The organism is Vibrio sp. AND4, assembly GCF_000171815.1.
In the GTDB taxonomy this organism is placed as follows: Bacteria; Pseudomonadota; Gammaproteobacteria; order Enterobacterales; family Vibrionaceae; genus Vibrio.
In genome coordinates this window covers 17,587-35,178 of sequence record NZ_ABGR01000021.1, presented here as the reverse complement: position 1 = coordinate 35,178, position 17,592 = coordinate 17,587, and the positions used below count along the sequence as shown (strand labels likewise).

The following is a 17,592-nucleotide window of genomic DNA, read 5'->3' as shown; positions in this document are numbered from 1 at the left end:
GACTGACTGAGCAAGGTCGTATGGTTTATGCTACGCATCAGAGTTAGGAAAAAGAGAAAAAAATCTACTGGAAAAGTTGAGCTATGATGATCTTATTCCGGATACTGCAAACTCGCATGTCTGGCGCACTTGCTTTAAGGCTGTTTGACCCGCTACTCGAAAAACAGCAGCAACATAAGGCTTTATCGATTCACCTGGAGGCGGCTCCTAACCAATCTATTCTCGACGGAGTGGCTAAAGGACGAATTGATATGGGCATAGTGACCTATTCACCAAACAAAGGCGAGTTCCAAAGCGAGCAAATTGGTCGAGAGACGTTATGCTTGATCTTACCTCAATCCTATAAAGGAAAAACGTTAACGTCGGAGCGACTAAAAAGCTGCGGTGTAATTGGGCACCCAGATGCCAAACACTACATGGCGCTATTTTTCGAACAATGCGCCGAGCCTCTTTTAAAGGAACTTAAGATCAGTGATCTACCGCTATCAGGCTACGTTAATCAATTAAGCCAAATCTTATTGCCCGTGAGCAAAGGGCTCGGCTTTACCGTTTTGCCGCGCAGTGCAGTAGAAAGCTTTTCGTTGAGAGAAACCTTGTATGTCGCCGAGTTAAAACGCCCCGTGTATGAAGATCTGTTCTTAGTGACAAAACACAGTCGCACATTGCCACTTCGCTATCAAACCATAAAGCAGGTCTTATTGAGTGTGATTGGAGCCTGTTGATATTTCAGGTCACCTTTACAGCCGTTTGGCAGTTATGTATCGAAAGTCATTCATTTTAAATTCAATTTTCTTTTTTCTTACCCTTGACCGTCGTATCCAGTAAGACATAAGAATTCAATAAATTATTTTTGTTGTATCGATGATATTTTTTCGTTTTCATCTAATGAGAAAACCCCCTAAGGTGCGAGCCTCTAACGACGTGGTTGTCCAACCACAATTCTAAATCGTTGAAACGTGTGGACTATGTCACAATATATGCAACCAGTTCACTATAACCTATATTTAATTTTAATTTGGTACTGACTGACTAAGGAATTGCCATGCGTATTGCTATTCTCTCTCGTAATGGGAATCTATACTCGACTCTCCGCCTAAAGCAGGCGGGTGAAGACCGCGGACATCAAGTCGATGTGATCGACACGTTGCACTGCTATATGGATATTACGAGTAACAACCCTAAAATTCGCTACAAGGGTGAAGAATTGCCAAAGTACGACGCAGTCATTCCTCGCATTGGCGCATCTATCACTTTTTACGGTACAGCGGTTGTGCGTCAGTTTGAAATGATGGGCACGTTCTGTGTGAACGAGTCTGTCGCAATCAGTCGCTCCCGTGACAAGCTACGATCAATGCAACTGCTGTCAAGAAAAGGCATTGGTCTGCCTCGTACAGGTTTTGCTCACCGCCCTGACAACATTCAGGACGTGATCAAAAACGTCGGCGGGGCACCATTGGTCATCAAGCTACTTGAGGGCACTCAAGGTATTGGCGTTGTACTTGCTGAGACAACCAAAGCAGCAGAAAGCGTAATCGAAGCGTTCATGGGGCTTAAAGCAAACATCATGGTGCAAGAATTTATCGAAGAAGCAAACGGCGCCGATATCCGTTGTCTCGTTGTTGGTAATAAAGTTATCGCGGCAATGAAGCGGCAGGCCAAAGAAGGTGAGTTTCGCTCGAACCTTCACCGTGGTGGCTCCGCCGAACTCGTGAAGCTGACTAAAGAAGAACGCGCAACGGCGATAAACGCCGCAAAAGTGATGGGACTCAACCTATGTGGGGTTGATATTCTTCAATCTAAAAACGGCCCTGTTGTGATGGAAGTAAACTCCTCTCCAGGTCTTGAAGGCATCGAAAAAGCCACAGAAAAAGACGTTGCTGGCATGATCTTCGACTTCATTGAGAAGAACGCAAAACCACACGCTAACCGTACTCGCGGTAAAGGCTAATAATTAATTGAATAAGAGCCCACAGGCTCTTTATCACTCACCGCTGGGATGACACTATGAATCAAAAAGTGATCATTGGGAACACCGAAGCAATTTGCTTACCTGAGTTAGGGATTACTCACCTTGAAGCGCGTATTGATACAGGCGCACAGACTTCTTCTTTGCACGTAGATAACATAGATTGTACTGAGCAAGACGGTCAGTCATACGTAGAGTTCGACCTACATCCAGATATTTACCACCTAGAACAAGTGGTTCGTTGTAAAGCCCCAATGAAGACGAGCCGCAAAGTGAAATCATCAAACGGAACGTTCGAACACCGCTGTATGATCACTACGATGCTGCGCATGGGTGACCAAGAGTGGCCGATTGACATCACTCTGACTAACCGTGAAAAAATGACCTACATGATGTTGTTAGGTCGTCAGGCTATGGCTGACAAAGTCTTGGTAGACCCGAGCCAATCTCACTTATTAGCGTCCTAATGACTATAACTTCAGATGAGCAAACTCCGCATTCGCTCATCTGGCAACAGCTATTCGTCTGAGTACTCGGCGGGATAAGTGGTTTGGATGTAACTCTGAATTCTGTGCAATTGCAAAACATCTCCCTGTTTAGTGAGTATTTATTGTTGTGCCCACCGACCAAACGCTTACTGTTCAGACTAGCTATAACAGCACAATGGACACCCTATGAAAAAATATTCACACCACAGAATGACAAAAGCGATTAATCGAAAATACAAATTTTAATCATTAGACTTTGGTTAAGTTTTATCCGTTAATGCGCGCGCACGGAGGAGTCCGTGTCAGGGGATGAGGTGAGCACCTCATGATTTGCTTTTTTGTATTTTCTCCTCTATCTCCTATGGGGGCTTAAATACATTTTTGAGAGAATCAAGTTGGAAAAAGCAACGAAATTAGATCGCATTCGCGCAGACTACAATGTTCACTACTGGAGCCAAGGCTTCTACGGAATTGATGACCAAGGCGAGGTATATGTATCTCCTCGGAGCGACCACATGCACCAAATTCCTTTCAGTGCCATCGTGGACCAGCTCGAAGCAAAGCAGTTAAATCTGCCGGTGTTAGTGCGCTTCCCGCAGATCGTACACCAACGTGTGCATGGCATTTGTCAGGCCTTCAACCAAGCGATTGAAGAATACCAATACCCAAATAAATACCTACTGGTCTACCCGATTAAAGTAAACCAGCAGCGTGAGGTCGTTGACGAAATTCTGGCGAGCCAAGCACAACTAGAAAACAAACAACTCGGTCTGGAGGCAGGCAGTAAGCCAGAATTGTTGGCTGTATTAGCATTGGCTCAACAAGGCAGCTCCGTCATCGTGTGTAATGGCTACAAAGACCGTGAATATGTGCGTCTTGCACTGATCGGTGAAAAGCTCGGTCACAAAGTCTTTATCGTTCTTGAGAAACTCTCTGAGCTTGATCTGGTACTTGAAGAAGCAAAAAGCTTGGGCGTAACACCGCGTCTTGGCTTGCGCATCCGCCTTGCGTCTCAAGGTGCAGGCAAGTGGCAAGCAAGCGGTGGTGAGAAGTCGAAGTTCGGCCTGTCGGCATCGCAAGTATTGAGCGTGATTGGGCGTCTAAAACGCGAAGACCAGCTGGGCACCATGCAATTGGTTCACTTCCACCTTGGCTCACAGATGGCAAACATCCGTGACGTTCGTAATGGTGTAAATGAATCTGCACGTTTCTACTGTGAATTACGTGCCATGGGGGCCAACATTGATTACTTCGATGTTGGCGGCGGTTTGGCAGTAGACTATGACGGCACACGCAGCCAGTCATCAAATTCGATGAACTACGGCCTAGCAGAATACGCACGAAATATCGTTAACACGGTAGGTGATGTGTGTCAGCAGTACGAACAGCCTATGCCTGTGATCATCTCTGAATCGGGTCGCTCTTTGACTGCACACCACGCGGTGTTAATTTCTAATGTTATTGGTAATGAGACATACCAGCCGGAAGAAGTCTTCGAGCCAGCGGCAGATGCACCGTTCTTGCTACAAAACATGTGGCGAAACTGGCAAAACCTGCAAGACGGTACAGATGCACGTGCATTGATAGAGATTTACAACGATACCCAGAGCGATTTGGTAGAGGTCCACTCCCAATTTGCTACTGGCGTTCTGAATCTCGAACAACGTGCATGGGCAGAACAGCTGTCGCTACGTATTTACTTCGAGCTTAGTCGTCAAATGAGCACCAAGAACCGTTTCCATCGTCCAATTTTGGATGAGTTAAACGAACGCCTGGCGGATAAGTTCTTCGTAAACTTCTCTCTTTTCCAATCTCTGCCAGATGCATGGGGGATTGATCAGGTGTTCCCTGTTCTACCACTTTCTGGTCTTGGTGATGTGGAAGAGCGTCGTGCGGTGATGTTGGATATCACTTGCGACTCCGATGGTGTTATCGACCATTACGTTGATGGTCAAGGCATTGAGAGTACATTGCCAGTACCAGCATGGAGTAAAGACAAACCGTACCTAATGGGCTTCTTCTTAGTAGGCGCGTACCAAGAAATCTTAGGCGACATGCATAACTTATTTGGTGATACCCACAGTGCAGTAGTCAACGTGGATGAACAAGGTCGCTTTGAGATCAGCTACATCAACCAAGGTGATAGCGTTGAAGACATGATGCGTTACGTTCATATCGACGTAGATGCGATTCGTGACAATTACAAACAATTGGTTTCAGCACGTGTTGAAGCCAGTGAACAAGAGCAAATCCTCGCTGAACTCGAACAAGGTTTGGCGGGCTATACCTATTTAGAGGATTTCTGATATGAATGATTTGTTTACTAAAACCGATTATTCGCTCTACTCCAACTCTATGTCGTTTCTGCGTCGACCTTACGTCAAAAACCCAGTATCGGTAGACGCAGACGTTGTGGTGCTCGGGGTTCCTCTAGACATGGCGACTTCTGGTCGCCCTGGCGCACGTATGGGGCCAGATGCGATCCGACGTGCGTCTGTAAACCTTGCTTGGGAAGGCAAAAAATTCCCTTGGGACTTCAACGTATTTGATAAATTGAAAGTGATAGACGCAGGTGATCTGGTCTTCGATTGTGGTGATGCGGAAGATTTCACTTACCGCCTAGAAGCTGCGACAAATGAAATTCTCAAGAGCGGTAAGACAATGCTCGGCTTGGGTGGGGATCACTTCATCACGCTACCGATCCTACGTGCTTACGCAAAGCACCATGGCCAAATGGCACTGATTCACTTCGATGCGCACACTGACACGTACGCAAACGGCAGTTCTTACGACCATGGCACTATGTTCTATCATGCGCCAAAAGAAGGGCTAATTTCTGCGAAGAACTCGGTACAAATTGGTATTCGTACCGAATATGCTCAACACGATCACGGCTTCAATGTGATCAACGCAATGCAAGCGAACGACATGTCAGTAACAGAGATTCTGGCAGAGATTCATCGTACGGTTGCGGATAAGCCAGTGTACGTGACTTTTGACATCGACTGTCTGGATCCGGCGTTTGCACCAGGTACAGGTACGCCCGTTTGTGGTGGTTTGAACTCAGATAAAATTCTTAAGATCATTCGTGGTTTTGCGGGCATGAATATTGTAGGCATGGACGTGGTGGAAGTCTCTCCTCCCTACGACCACAGTGATGTAACTGCATTGGCTGGTGCGACCATCGCGCTTGAACTGCTTTACGCCTACGCTTCCAATCGCGGATAACAAAAGTGGTTCCAGACCAGAACAATACTTCAAAGGGAGCTTCGGCTCCTTTTTCTACACACTTTCAAATAGATTAGATTTTCTAATTCAAATCATAGATTTTTATCTTGCTCAAGATCACAATTTTTGATTGATAAGTCAGCACTCAAGCTCTAATATCTCGCGCTTAGATTCCCCAACCACTTTGTTTACTTGGCTCTCCTATATGGTGCGCTAAGGCTTTTAACGTCTTAAACTTCGGGAGAGATACGAAAATGTCCGCCTCGTTTCCATTAGCGAAACTTACCTTTTTAATCGCAATCCTGACTGCCGTAGGTCAAATGACTCAAACGATGTACGTGCCTTCTATCGGTCATATGGCGAGAGAATTTTTGGTATCAGCATCTTCGCTTCAAGCCGTGATGGCCTGTTACCTCATCCCTTACGGCTTATCGCAGTTTGTGTACGGTCCGCTTTCTGATCGCCTTGGTCGCAAACCTATTATCGTTGTGGGCTTGATCATCTACATACTCGGTACTTTAGTCGCGTTATTCGCCCATGAATACGAGTGGTTTCTGGCTGGCAGCTTTATCCAAGGCTTAGGGATCGGTTGTGGTGGTGCTATGTCTCGTACACTGACTCGTGACTGCTTTGAGGGCGCAGAACTGCACCGAGCAAACAGCTTGATCAGCATGTGTGTGATTTTCTCACCACTAATTGCACCTGTATTAGGCGGTTACCTAACCGAAACATTCGGCTGGCGCTCTAGCTACCTATTTTTAGCGCTATTTGGTATCGCGGTGGTCATCACTATGATGACAAGCATGATGGAAACCTTACCGAAAGAACGTCGCAAACATGAATCTGTGGCAAAAAGCTACAAGTTCGTCATGTCCGACAAACGCTTCCAAGGCTTTTTGTTGGTATTAGTTGCAACCTTCGCTGGCGTGGCAGTATTTGAAGCGGCTGCTGGGGTATTACTGGGCGGCGTACTTGGCTTGCCAGCAACCACCGTAAGCTTGCTGTTTGTCTTGCCGATTCCGGGTTACCTAGTGGGTGCAGGCCTATCGAGCTACATTGCACAACGTCGTTCAGAACGCCGAGCGCTGAATGTGGGACTCGTGGCCATCTTGGTTGGCTCAGCAGTGGTACTGATTCCGGGCCTGTTGGGTCTAACCACCGCTTTGACCTTAGTTGGCGGTGCAACCATCTACTTCTTGGGCGCCGGCATTTTGTTCCCAGCAGCGACGACTGGCGCACTCTCACCATTCCCATACCATGCAGGCACTGGTGGTGCGATTTTGGGGGGGATGCAAAATCTCGGTGCGGGCATCGCAACACTATTAGCTTCGTTGTTTCCAGCGCAGGACCAAATGCCTGTTGGTTGTTTAATGATGGCTATGTCGATCATCGCAATGATAGGTTTACGTTGGGTTAATCGCAAACATGACCATTCAAACGAAATGCCAGTGGCGATTTAAAAAAGTAGCCTCATTCTCACCCTAAAAAAACAAAGGGGACACGCTGAAAAGTGTGTCCCTTTTTTGTTGCGCACACCTGACTCTTTAGCTCTCATCCTCTAGCAATAGCATTTAACATCCCACTCAATCTTTGCTAAAACAACAGTTGCGTATACAAAACTTATTCATTTGCCATTCGATATAAAGATATTCACTGGAAGAACACTAACGTACTCTTGCTCGCACAATAAATAAATGGCAAAGCGGCACGATAAAAGTACACAATAAGGATACACAGATGCGTTTCACTTTAACCACGCTGGCCGTATCGGTCGCGCTTGTCGTCGGATGCAGCAATCAAGGAATACCAACCATGAACCACTACTCCCAATCGCAGATTATTGCTCAACAAACCCGATCCCCAGTTGCTAAGAAAGTCCCTCACGCTATGACGATTCATGGTGATACCCGAATCGATAACTACTACTGGATGCGTGATGACAAACGTCAAGATCCAGCGATTTTGCAACATCTTGAGCAAGAGAATCTGTACGCAGAAACCGTACTGAAACACACTGAAGCATCACAACAACAATTATTTGAAGAAATCAAAGGCCGAATCGCGAAAGATGACAATTCGGTGCCTGTTCGCAAGGGCAGTTACTACTATTCCAATGAAGTGACAGGCGACAACGAATACGAAGTACACCTTCGTGCCAAAGACTTTGCTGGTAAAGATAAGCAAGTTATCTTGGATGTTAATGAGCTGGCGAAAGCGCATGAGTTCTTTAGCATTGGTGGCCTATCCGTGAGCCCAAATGAAAACATGTTGGCTTACGGTGAAGACACTCTGAGCCGCCGTATTTACACCATCAAAATTAAAGACCTCACAACTGGCAAATATCTAAAAGATGAAATTGAAGGTGCATCAAGTGCAATCGCATGGCAAAACGACAATCAAGCCTTCTACTACATCAAGAAAGATCCACAAACCCTGTTAGGTTATCAAGTGTATCGCCACGTATTAGGCACACCTCAGACAAGCGATGCCTTAATCTATGAAGAAACTGACAGCGCTTTTTACACTTTCTTGAGTAAGAGTAAAGACGGAGAACAAGTTTACATTTGGCACTCAAGTACCGAAACCAGTGGCGTGTCAGTCATTGATGCGAGCGATCCAAACGCCAAAGCCGAAGCTTTCTATCCACGAGAGACGGGCATTGAGTACAGCATCGCTAAGCTGGGAGATTGGTATTACATTTACACCAACTATCAAGCAGTGAATTTCCGTTTGATGAAAGTGAAAGCGGAAGAGATGCACGATCGGTCAAAATGGGTCGATGTCATTGCTGCCGATGACGACACACAGCTTGTCGATTTCGATTTGTTCGATGATCACCTCGTTTATGAGCAACGCACTAACGGTTTATCAACCGTTAAAATTCGTCAACTATCGACGGGCAAAGCGTTCCCACTTGAATTTAATGATACGGCTTTTGCTGCTTACCTTACGGGCAACCTCGAACTAGATAATTCAAAAGTCCGCATCTACTACAGTAGCCTAACCACACCGGGCACTTACTATGATTTCGACCTTAATACGGGTAAATCCGAAATCATGAAGCAAACGCCTGTACTGGGTGATTTTGATGCCGATAACTACCAATCTGAGCGAATCATGGTTACCGCTCGTGATGGTAAGCAAGTGCCAGTCTCATTGGTCTACCGTAAAGACTTGTTTAAAAAAGACGGCACTAACCCAATCTACCAGTACGGCTACGGCTCCTACGGATCAACCATTGAGCCAACGTTCGGCTCCACCCGTCTCAGCCTACTTGATCGCGGATTCGTGTACGCCATCGCCCATATTCGTGGTTCAGAAATGCTCGGTCGCCCTTGGTATGAAGATGGTAAGAAGCTAACAAAACAGAATACATTCAATGACTTTATCGATGTAACCAAAGGCCTAGTTAAAGAAGGCTACGGCGCGCAAGATAAAGTGTTTGCGGTTGGCGGCTCTGCTGGCGGGCTACTGATGGGAGCAATCATCAACCAAGCACCTGAACTCTACCGTGGTATTGGCGCACATGTCCCATTTGTAGACGTGGTAACGACCATGCTTGATGAGTCGATTCCTCTCACCACCAATGAATACGATGAATGGGGTAACCCGAACGATAAAACTTACTACGATTACATGCTGAGCTATTCGCCATACGACAATGTGAAGGTTCAGAACTACCCGAATATTTTGGTAACAACAGGCTTGCACGACTCACAGGTTCAATACTTTGAGCCGATGAAATGGGTGGCCAAACTTCGTGAAATGAAAACAGACGACAACGTTTTGTTGTTCAAAACCGATATGGAGGCGGGGCATGGTGGGGCGTCAGGCCGATTTAAACGATTAAAAGAAGACGCTCTAGAGTACGCTTTTTTCCTAGATTTGTTAGAAACGAAATAAGCTTGATTCATCATCAATCATGAACCACCAAAACAATGCCCGCTTTTACGCGGGCATTTTTCAATCTTGACACTTTTCTTTATTAACCAGACGAACTCAATCGAAAGAGAAACGCCTACTCAAAGCAAGTAGGCGTGAACACAATGATTGTGTTTAGGCAGTAGAAACTGTCCTACCGATTAAAAGTAGTAACGAGCACCTAGAGTCCAGTAGTCGTTTTCTGGATCACCAATATCATTACCTAGGTCAAACTGGTAACCAGCGAACGTGTAGAATGCCGGTGTAACCGCGTACTCAGCTTGCAAAGCAGTTTGGCTAAATTGTGTTTTGTTCAATTTCTCGTCTTCAACAGACTCGTAGTTCACACTGAACGTCCAGTCGTTTACACCATAAGCGAGTAACCCCTCTAGCTGAGAAGTTTCCTCTTTACCAAGATAGAAATAGTCATTCATTCCGTAAACTAATGCTGCATATAAACCTGAACCGTATTTACCGTAGTTAGCAGAAAATACATGAGAAGTTGCCGACTCGTTTTTAGCACCATTTCTAATGTCACCAGTGCTGTATACGTAGCCAAGTCCAAAGCCTGCTAATTCAGTGCTGAGCGCAATTTGTCCACGATCGTCAAAGTTACCATTCTTACCTTGCCAACCTAGGCCTAGGTTTAGGCCGAAACCTTCGCCAAACTCAAAACCTTTGCGGTAACTGACCATTTTTTCAGCACGAGCAGAACCGAGCTCATAGTAGCCATTTGCATATAAGAAATCATTGGCAAATGCGATTGGCATATCCGCAACACCAGCCACATCGTAGTATGGTGACCACTGTGTACCAACGACTAAGCGACCGTATTGGTCATGCGTCGCACCAATGTAACCAAGGCGGGTTGCAAATGATCCCTCACCACCATCGAGGTAGTTCAGAGCCCATTCGCCTTTTGCATCAACCGTCACACCATTGCCGATATCGTGCTTGCCACCAACATTAATACGAGGAGATACCTGATGGACACGCACATCCTCTTCAAAGTACTCACCAACACCGACAGATACGTGGCCACCGATAGACATTGATGTGCCATCACTGCTGTAAATTTCTGCTGCAAATACTTGAGAACCACCTGCTAGTGCCGCCACTGCAACGGCTAGAGTTTTCATTTTCATTTTCAATATCCATATAGTTGCTTGTATTAGTTCGCCGCGTAAGTAAGGTAAATAAATAGATCACAACGAACACATAACAAAGTAGTAATGAAATATAAATGAAACAAATTTTTTCTTATGCAACAGGTGGTGCCATACAGGTTTTGTGATCACAAGCACATAAAAAAAGGGAACTTTTCAGTTCCCTTCATAAATTACGTGGCTTTTTGCGTGTTACAACTGCCAGCGTTCGAGTGGTTTCTCGCTTTTGATGCCTTTATTGCCCCATCGGTCAACAACATCAATTTGCAGTATGCGATCCTCTGAAACGAGTGTAAGTAACATTTTTGACGGACGTTTGCTGGTAAGTAGCCACAGAGTTTCATCTTCCTCAAATCGAGTTTTTAAAGATAACTTCTCTGCCTCCGACCATTCCAATTCCGGTTTAAACTGACGATTAACAACAAACAGCTGATTGCCTGAGGCAAAGTCTTCTAACGATTCACCCAATAATACAACCGAATCGATCCCTTTTTCAAAAATGACCTCTTGTTGCTGATTAATCAGCTCACGCACATCCAGCATTAGACCTTGTTGATTTTTCTCTATCTGGACTTGGAATTGAGGATACACTTTTTGCAGATCCTCACCCACGATAGCGGCCATTCGAATCAAGTTAGTCGGGTTCATCCATGCAAATTTTGACGTCTCTCCACCGTCCAGTGTCAACGCTGCAACACCCTGAGCTCTTGGAGAAATCGCTTGAGAAGCATCAATTTCAATTAAACGAACGTTTCCCTGACGCGCGTAGACAAAGGTAGGGTCTTGATGCCAAATGGCCTCTAGCGTGATTGCCACCGTTGCACCCTGACCAGCTTTAATCACTTGCTGCAAACCTTTACTACCAAACCAATTAACCAAACGTTCAACACCATATCGCTTTGGGGGCAGGTATGTCGTTTCTATCCCTGTGCCTTTCATTAACTGCTGTGACAGCATGTAAGTGACAGGGGTACTGGTAAGAATGTCTTTAGCAGCAGTTAGCGGTGTGTAGATACTCGTTGCTATTACGCCTAACCCGACGATGAGCTTTTTCGTATTCATATTTAGGTACCCGACTAGGTCTTTCGTACGATGCGGTACATCGTCGCGGTTAAGAAGAAAATGGCAGAAACGATAATGATCGATGCGCCAGATGGTACCGGAAGTTCCAGCTCCATCGGTAAGACAGTCCCAATCAAGCACGCGATGGTGGCGAGCAAAGATGAAAGCAACACAAAGCTGCCCATTCGTTTAGTCAAGAGACGGGCTGTCGCTCCCGGGATAAGCAGCAATGCACCGACTAACACAGCGCCGATTATCTTCACTGCGGCAATGGTGACCAACGTTATCATCATGACAAACAAATAATCGTAGAAACTGGTATTAAAGCCGCGAACACGAGCGATATCAGGGCTGATACAAGTCAACAAAATACGATTGAATGTCGGAATGAGCAGCAATAGGATAATTAAGCAGCTCACCGCCAAAATCGTAATATCTCTGTCTGTAACCGTCAGAATCGAGCCAAATAGGACATTCTCCAACATGTGAATGTTAATCTTACGCGCCACATACATCAGCAAGGCCGCACCAACCGCTAAAGCGAGAGCAAGAAAGACCCCAACGAGAGTATCGTACGGAACATTGGTTCGATTTCTCACGAAATGCAGCAATAAAGCGAAGATCATGCAAAAGCTAAACAGACCAATAAATGGATTTTCCGGTGGTTCACCAAGCAACACACCAATCGCAATACCAGTCAGCGCAGCATGGCCAACTGCTTCGGAAAAGAATGCTAACCGCTTTGCAATCACTAACGTGCCTAGCCCGCCCAACAAAGGACCAAGGATTAACGCCGCGACGATCGCGTTAACCATAAATGCATAAGCAAAACTGTCGCTTAACCAACCCGCTTCGACACCATGCAGAGCTAGATCTCGTAACCAATCCATTACGCTGCCTCCACTTTCGCGGTGTAGTGCTTAAACAGAGACTCAATTCGCTCTGGACTTAATACTTCGGAGTGATGACCTGATGCGACAATTTGACGATTCACAACATGAACTTGGGCATCCAGACGACGTACAGCCGTGACATCATGATGCACTGCCAGAACCGTTTTCCCCTCAGAGACCACTTCGTGAATCAAACTCTCTAGGTAACGAACGCCTTGTTCATCCATGCCGGTCGTTGGCTCATCCAGCACAAGTAAACTTGGATCATCGAGCAAAGCTTGAGCAAACAGGACACGTTGTTGCTCGCCACCGGACAACTGTCCCATCCGGCGGCCACTACGAGCGGCCATCCCCACACGCTCTAACTGAGCCAATGCGTGTTGAGTTTGCTGGGTTTTGCGACGCCAAAACAGTGGGACGCGAGTTTGATTAAGCAATACAAAATCCATCACAGTCAAAGGTAAGCTTGCTTCAAACATGGCTTTTTGGGGCACGTAGCCAATTTTGCCTGTTTGTCGCGTCTGATTCGGATCTGGCCAATGTACCGAGATATCACCATTAAAAGGGGTTAAGCCCAACACTGAGCGCAACAGGGACGTCTTTCCGCCGCCGTTAGGCCCCATAATGATGTGGCATTGCCCCGCTTCGAATTGGGTCTGGATGTCTTGCAAAATGAGGTTGTCACCATATTTAAGGCTGACCCCATCCAAAGAAATAGAAGGACCTTGCATCACGCCTTCTCCTCCGTATGCTTGCTGGCTACAAACTTCATCGCTTCAATAAGCGTTGCAACGTTTTCGCGCATTTCAACTTCAACCTTATTAGCGTCGTACGCACCATGGGTCATGTGGGAAAAACGGTAAAGCTTTACACCCGTCGCTGCTTCGATCGTATCGACAAATCGATTAGGCATATTGAGTTCGTAAAAAAGCACATCAATACCAGATTGACGGATCTTCTCTATCGTCTCTTGCAGTTGGCTAGCACTGGGCTCAACACCGTGAGCAGGTTCAATCACTGCGGCAACATCAACACCGAACTCCTGTAGGATATAACCGTAAGCATTATGCGTGGTCGCAACCTTCATGCCTGCCGTGTCTAACTGCCCGAGTGACAACATGGCATCGCGCTTTAGCAGGCGGAAGGTTTTTGCGTACTTTCGCGCATTTTTACGGTAAAGAGCAGCATTTTCGGGATCAAGTTTGCTCAGCTCACTCGCAATGGTGTAAACCTTTTGAATCGTAGTCGACAGCCCAACAAACGTATGTGGATTGACAGCCCCCTTGCCGACTGACTGCCCCATTGCGGGCAGTAAAGGGACTTCTTTGTTTGCTTCTATCACCACTAGGTCATCACGCTGAGCTGCTTGAATGACTTTCAGTGCAAAATCGTCATGGCCAATCCCATTCACAACAATCACATCCATTTGCTTCAACCGCTTTAGATCATTCGGTTGTGGCAAATAGTTATGCGGGTTAAAGCCAGCATCGACCAAAGGGATGATCTCCGCTTTATCACCAACAACCGCTTTGACATAGCTGTAGTAGGGTTGCAAGGTAATGCCAATGTTCAACTTCTCTGCAAAGCTTGAAGTCGATACAGCCCAAAATGTACATGCTGTTAGAATTCGGCGTAATAAGGCGCGTTTCTTCATGGTTGTTATCATAATGATGGTTACTTATTGAACGTAATGACTCGTTAATCATCATCACTTGTTGATCGTGATGACTTATTACTCACAACAGATTAGTGGCCGTGAGTGGCATTAGATGAAGGCATTAGGACAACCTGCTGCCAACCACTTTTCTCACGTGCACCTTGCTGGATTAGCTCGCTCAATTGCCCGAAAGCAGCGGATGAGGAGAGCCAAATATCAGCTTGTTGATGACGACTATCGAGTAACATTGATGCTGAGCCCTGCTCGTCTTTTCTCAAACCAATATAAAGACCGGCATCTAGCTTTTGCCACTGATGAGAGCCTTTGCGCTGCCAGCTTTGGTCTTTAACAAAAGGGGCAATCCAAAACGCCTCTAGATCCGTAATTTCTGGCCATTGACCATCATCAATATGAAGATCGCGAATTTCCTCATGAGCCAGTTTAAGCTCTGCAATCATGGCCAGCTCCTCTTGCTCAAGATCAGTAATCAACACTTGATGCGCGAGTGCTTCTGTGTGCTCAGATTCCGTTTGATGATAAGGCAATAGAAACGTCGATAAAGCGAGAATACCCGCGATAGTCAGAGCAACCCACTTACCTTCCCGACTGCCATTATCTGGACGAATTTTCTGTGTAATCATTTCTCTTTGAGCTCAACCACATCCACTTCTACTGGATTTTCATGGCCAGCATCGAAGACAAGGTAAAAATCTGTTTGAGGATGGGTAAATTCAGCAATCGAACGCTTGTCTGTGGTGACTTTGGCAATCAAATTGTCATCGTAATCATACATTTCTACGTCGTAATCCACCGCTGTTGAGCCATCAGAATAGCCCGCTTCACAGACCACTTTTTCTTGCTCTAGATGGCAACTCATCAATGGAAAATGCGCCGCCGCTTGAAAAGAAATAAAACCAGCCAAAATAGCCGTAACTTTTAGGGTTAAAAGGTTTTTCATGGTGTATCCAAAATGGCTCAGTAAAACACTGAGCCAAGATTTGATTAGTTAAGTTGCGTTTCAAACGTTAGGTGAACATTCGCACTGGTAGTGTCTGCCAGTGGGTCATTTTTCAGCTCACCTTTATGATTGGCTTTCATCAAATAACGCCCAGCCACTTGCGGTGTAAATGTGATTTTGCCATCTTTATCACTCACCACATCGATTTGCTCTTGATGATTGCGGTAAAGCGTACCTTCACGAGTAATTTCTGCAGTAACGCCTTGTTGAGGTTCCCCATTGAAGAAGAATTGGAAAACCACTTCTTCCCCCTCAATGATGTCTGAAGGGTGCGTAAGTGGCTTCATTTCTAGCAACTTACCTTCGATCTCAAGTACTTTGTTTGTTGGCATACCAACCGTAATGTAGCTTTCTGCACGGGTGTAGCTTAGCTGAGTCACCACATCACGCGCTTTTTCTGGGATAACGCTCGCCCGGTCAGCTTTGCTTGCTTTCGCCCATTTCACCGTATCACGACGACCCGCTTTGTACTGGGTGTAATAACTCGGTTGATTGTTGATCGCGACCTTGTGCGTGCCTTCCTCTTCGAAATAGAAGTCAAACATCGAGCGGCGTTTCCCGCGTACGACAAAGTTAGGACGCTCAGAACGTCCATCAGGCATGATCACAAACGCTTGCTCACTGCCTGCTGGTTTATCAAAAACAAATGTCCCATGCGACGCGGTTACATCAAACGTCAGCCAATCGCCGCCTTCTTTCGATACAGTGAAGTGAGAAGGAAGAACCCAACGAGGGTGCGCTTGTGCCGTCATGGTCGCAGCTAACCCCATCGCCATTACGCTTGCTATTGCCACCGCTTTCATTTTGGTTTTCATTATTGTTCCTTTTCTATCACTTAACTTGGTAATTGACGGTGATGACACCCGTCTCTTCTGTTGGTTCGAGTTGGTAGCGTACTTCGTTGTCCGCTAACTGTATTTTTTGACGCAAGTAGTTGCGGCCGCCGTGCTCTCGCACCACTTCCATATGTAGGGTGTAGTCTCCTTGCTGAAGGCGCTGGCCATCATCATTGGTGCCATCCCAAACAAATCGATATTGACCTGCCGGACGTGTTGCTGATGTCACCGCATCGACCAACTCACGATCGTAACGGCCCACTTTGCGCCACCAGCTGCGAATATCTTTTAACCATTCATCTTTTCCGACCCAAAGCTGGATGGTTTTTACGGGTTTACGCTCATCATCTTCAACCCAAACAGCAACGTAGGGACGTGCGTACATCGAGGTATCAATTTTAGGCAGCTCGAATTCAAAATCGATTTTTGCGTTATCTGGTAGAGGCGCGGCCAAAAGAGACATAGGTGCCAAAGCGGCAATCAAAACCATTTTGCAAAAGGAGTGGTGACGAAATAATCGCTCTTTGTTTAACATCGGGGGCTCTCTAAATAAGCCGCTATGGCACAGCAGCAAAATAAATAATAAGTGACAGAACAGTGCCAAAAGACATCCACAGCATTGAAGTTCTGAGTGTCTTTTTCTTTGGAAGCAGCAAGCACACACCAGTCAACACGAAGAAGATCATCAGCAAGGCTGTGGCATCGATAAACCACTTCCAAACATCCCCACTGTTACGTCCTTTGTGTAGATCGTTTAGTAGCGCAACAATGCCATAATGGGTGGTTTCAACCTCCGCCTCACCAGTCGTCATGTCAACGAACACTGTCGCGTTGTAGCCAGGGCCTTTGAAATCTAAAGAAAGCTCACCAATGACTAACTCGCCGTCTTCCAGCTCGGTGTAAACATCAAATGCTGATGGCGTACCTCGCAAGTCCACCTCTTGAGTAAGAAAACTCAGTAGTGCTTGTCGATTGGGTTGAAAGCTTTCCTCGTTAACAAAAAGTTGTTCACTTGGAATAGTCAGCGCGTACTGCTGGATGATAGGTTCATTGCGCTCGAACAGCTCTGGGCGATTTAATGTGATACCGGTGAATGCAAAAAACAGGGTTACCAATAAAAGCGCCATAGAAATGTAGATGTGCAGACGGCGTGCCCAAGTTTGCACACCTTTGCTTTTGAGCAACATAAAAAACAATCATCACCAATAAATGTGTCAGTAATTTAGGTGATAATCATTCGTATTGGGATTTAATTTACATTGTTTACGTTTAGAGGAAGCGTAGTGAACCCTGTATATTCAACCACTTTGGTCGATTGTATTTATTAACAAAATTGAACCAGCCCCAACAGTTAGAG

16 protein-coding genes and 1 pseudogene are annotated in these 17,592 nt (G+C 45.9%); 7 read left to right on the top strand and 10 right to left on the bottom strand.

Features of this window, described 5'->3' with window-relative positions:
* The 7 genes and pseudogenes from AND4_RS15270 to AND4_RS15240 form a co-directional block, all read left to right on the top strand.
* Positions 1-722 (top strand): annotated as a pseudogene (locus tag AND4_RS15270) (substrate-binding domain-containing protein); the annotation flags it as partial.
* Between the two features lie 320 nt (positions 723-1,042).
* Complete coding sequence (rimK, locus tag AND4_RS15265) at positions 1,043-1,948, top strand: 30S ribosomal protein S6--L-glutamate ligase (protein ID WP_009843878.1); 906 nt, start codon at positions 1,043-1,045, stop codon at positions 1,946-1,948.
* Between the two features lie 56 nt (positions 1,949-2,004).
* Positions 2,005-2,433, top strand: a complete 429-nt coding sequence (locus AND4_RS15260) for a RimK/LysX family protein (protein WP_009843877.1) — start codon at positions 2,005-2,007, stop codon at positions 2,431-2,433.
* Between the two features lie 416 nt (positions 2,434-2,849).
* Complete coding sequence (gene speA, locus AND4_RS15255; RefSeq protein WP_009843876.1) at positions 2,850-4,760, top strand: arginine decarboxylase; 1,911 nt, start codon at positions 2,850-2,852, stop codon at positions 4,758-4,760.
* Between the two features lies 1 nt (position 4,761).
* Positions 4,762-5,682, top strand: a complete 921-nt coding sequence (gene speB / locus AND4_RS15250) for an agmatinase (protein WP_009843875.1) — start codon at positions 4,762-4,764, stop codon at positions 5,680-5,682.
* A 254-nt stretch (positions 5,683-5,936) separates the two neighbouring features.
* Positions 5,937-7,142 (top strand): multidrug efflux MFS transporter EmrD, encoded by a 1,206-nt coding sequence (emrD, locus tag AND4_RS15245; protein ID WP_009843874.1) that lies wholly within the window; start codon positions 5,937-5,939, stop codon positions 7,140-7,142.
* A 277-nt stretch (positions 7,143-7,419) separates the two neighbouring features.
* On the top strand, positions 7,420-9,585 hold the full coding sequence (locus AND4_RS15240) for a S9 family peptidase (RefSeq protein WP_083796296.1): 2,166 nt from the start codon (positions 7,420-7,422) through the stop codon (positions 9,583-9,585).
* Between the two features lie 179 nt (positions 9,586-9,764).
* On the opposite strand, the gene AND4_RS15235 is transcribed toward AND4_RS15240, so the two are convergent.
* From AND4_RS15235 to AND4_RS15190, 10 genes are all read right to left on the bottom strand, one after another.
* A complete protein-coding gene (locus tag AND4_RS15235) occupies positions 9,765-10,748 on the bottom strand; it encodes a porin (protein WP_009843872.1) in 984 nt (327 codons plus the stop codon).
* A 213-nt stretch (positions 10,749-10,961) separates the two neighbouring features.
* Positions 10,962-11,831: an ABC transporter substrate-binding protein gene (locus AND4_RS15230; RefSeq protein WP_009843871.1), complete on the bottom strand. Its 870-nt coding sequence runs from the start codon at positions 11,829-11,831 to the stop codon at positions 10,962-10,964.
* Positions 11,832-11,845: 14 nt separating this feature from the next.
* Positions 11,846-12,721, bottom strand: a complete 876-nt coding sequence (locus tag AND4_RS15225) for a metal ABC transporter permease (protein ID WP_009843870.1) — start codon at positions 12,719-12,721, stop codon at positions 11,846-11,848.
* Entirely contained in the window at positions 12,721-13,455 is a 735-nt protein-coding gene (locus AND4_RS15220; RefSeq protein WP_009843869.1) for a metal ABC transporter ATP-binding protein, read from the bottom strand. Before AND4_RS15220 ends, AND4_RS15225 begins: the two co-directional genes overlap by 1 nt.
* Complete coding sequence (locus AND4_RS15215; RefSeq protein WP_009843868.1) at positions 13,455-14,378, bottom strand: zinc ABC transporter substrate-binding protein; 924 nt, start codon at positions 14,376-14,378, stop codon at positions 13,455-13,457. Before AND4_RS15215 ends, AND4_RS15220 begins: the two co-directional genes overlap by 1 nt.
* Positions 14,379-14,470: 92 nt before the next feature.
* Positions 14,471-15,022, bottom strand: coding sequence for a hypothetical protein (locus tag AND4_RS15210; RefSeq protein WP_009843867.1), 552 nt, complete (start codon positions 15,020-15,022; stop codon positions 14,471-14,473).
* Positions 15,019-15,339 (bottom strand): hypothetical protein, encoded by a 321-nt coding sequence (locus AND4_RS15205; protein ID WP_009843866.1) that lies wholly within the window; start codon positions 15,337-15,339, stop codon positions 15,019-15,021. Before AND4_RS15205 ends, AND4_RS15210 begins: the two co-directional genes overlap by 4 nt.
* A gap of 44 nt (positions 15,340-15,383) precedes the next feature.
* On the bottom strand, positions 15,384-16,214 hold the full coding sequence (locus tag AND4_RS15200; protein ID WP_009843865.1) for a DUF4198 domain-containing protein: 831 nt from the start codon (positions 16,212-16,214) through the stop codon (positions 15,384-15,386).
* A gap of 16 nt (positions 16,215-16,230) precedes the next feature.
* The gene (locus AND4_RS15195) at positions 16,231-16,770 is read right to left on the bottom strand and encodes a DUF2271 domain-containing protein (protein WP_009843864.1); all 540 of its coding nucleotides are present in this window, start codon (positions 16,768-16,770) and stop codon (positions 16,231-16,233) included.
* A gap of 22 nt (positions 16,771-16,792) precedes the next feature.
* Positions 16,793-17,422: a PepSY-associated TM helix domain-containing protein gene (locus tag AND4_RS15190; protein WP_009843863.1), complete on the bottom strand. Its 630-nt coding sequence runs from the start codon at positions 17,420-17,422 to the stop codon at positions 16,793-16,795.
* Positions 17,423-17,592 lie beyond the last annotated feature (170 nt).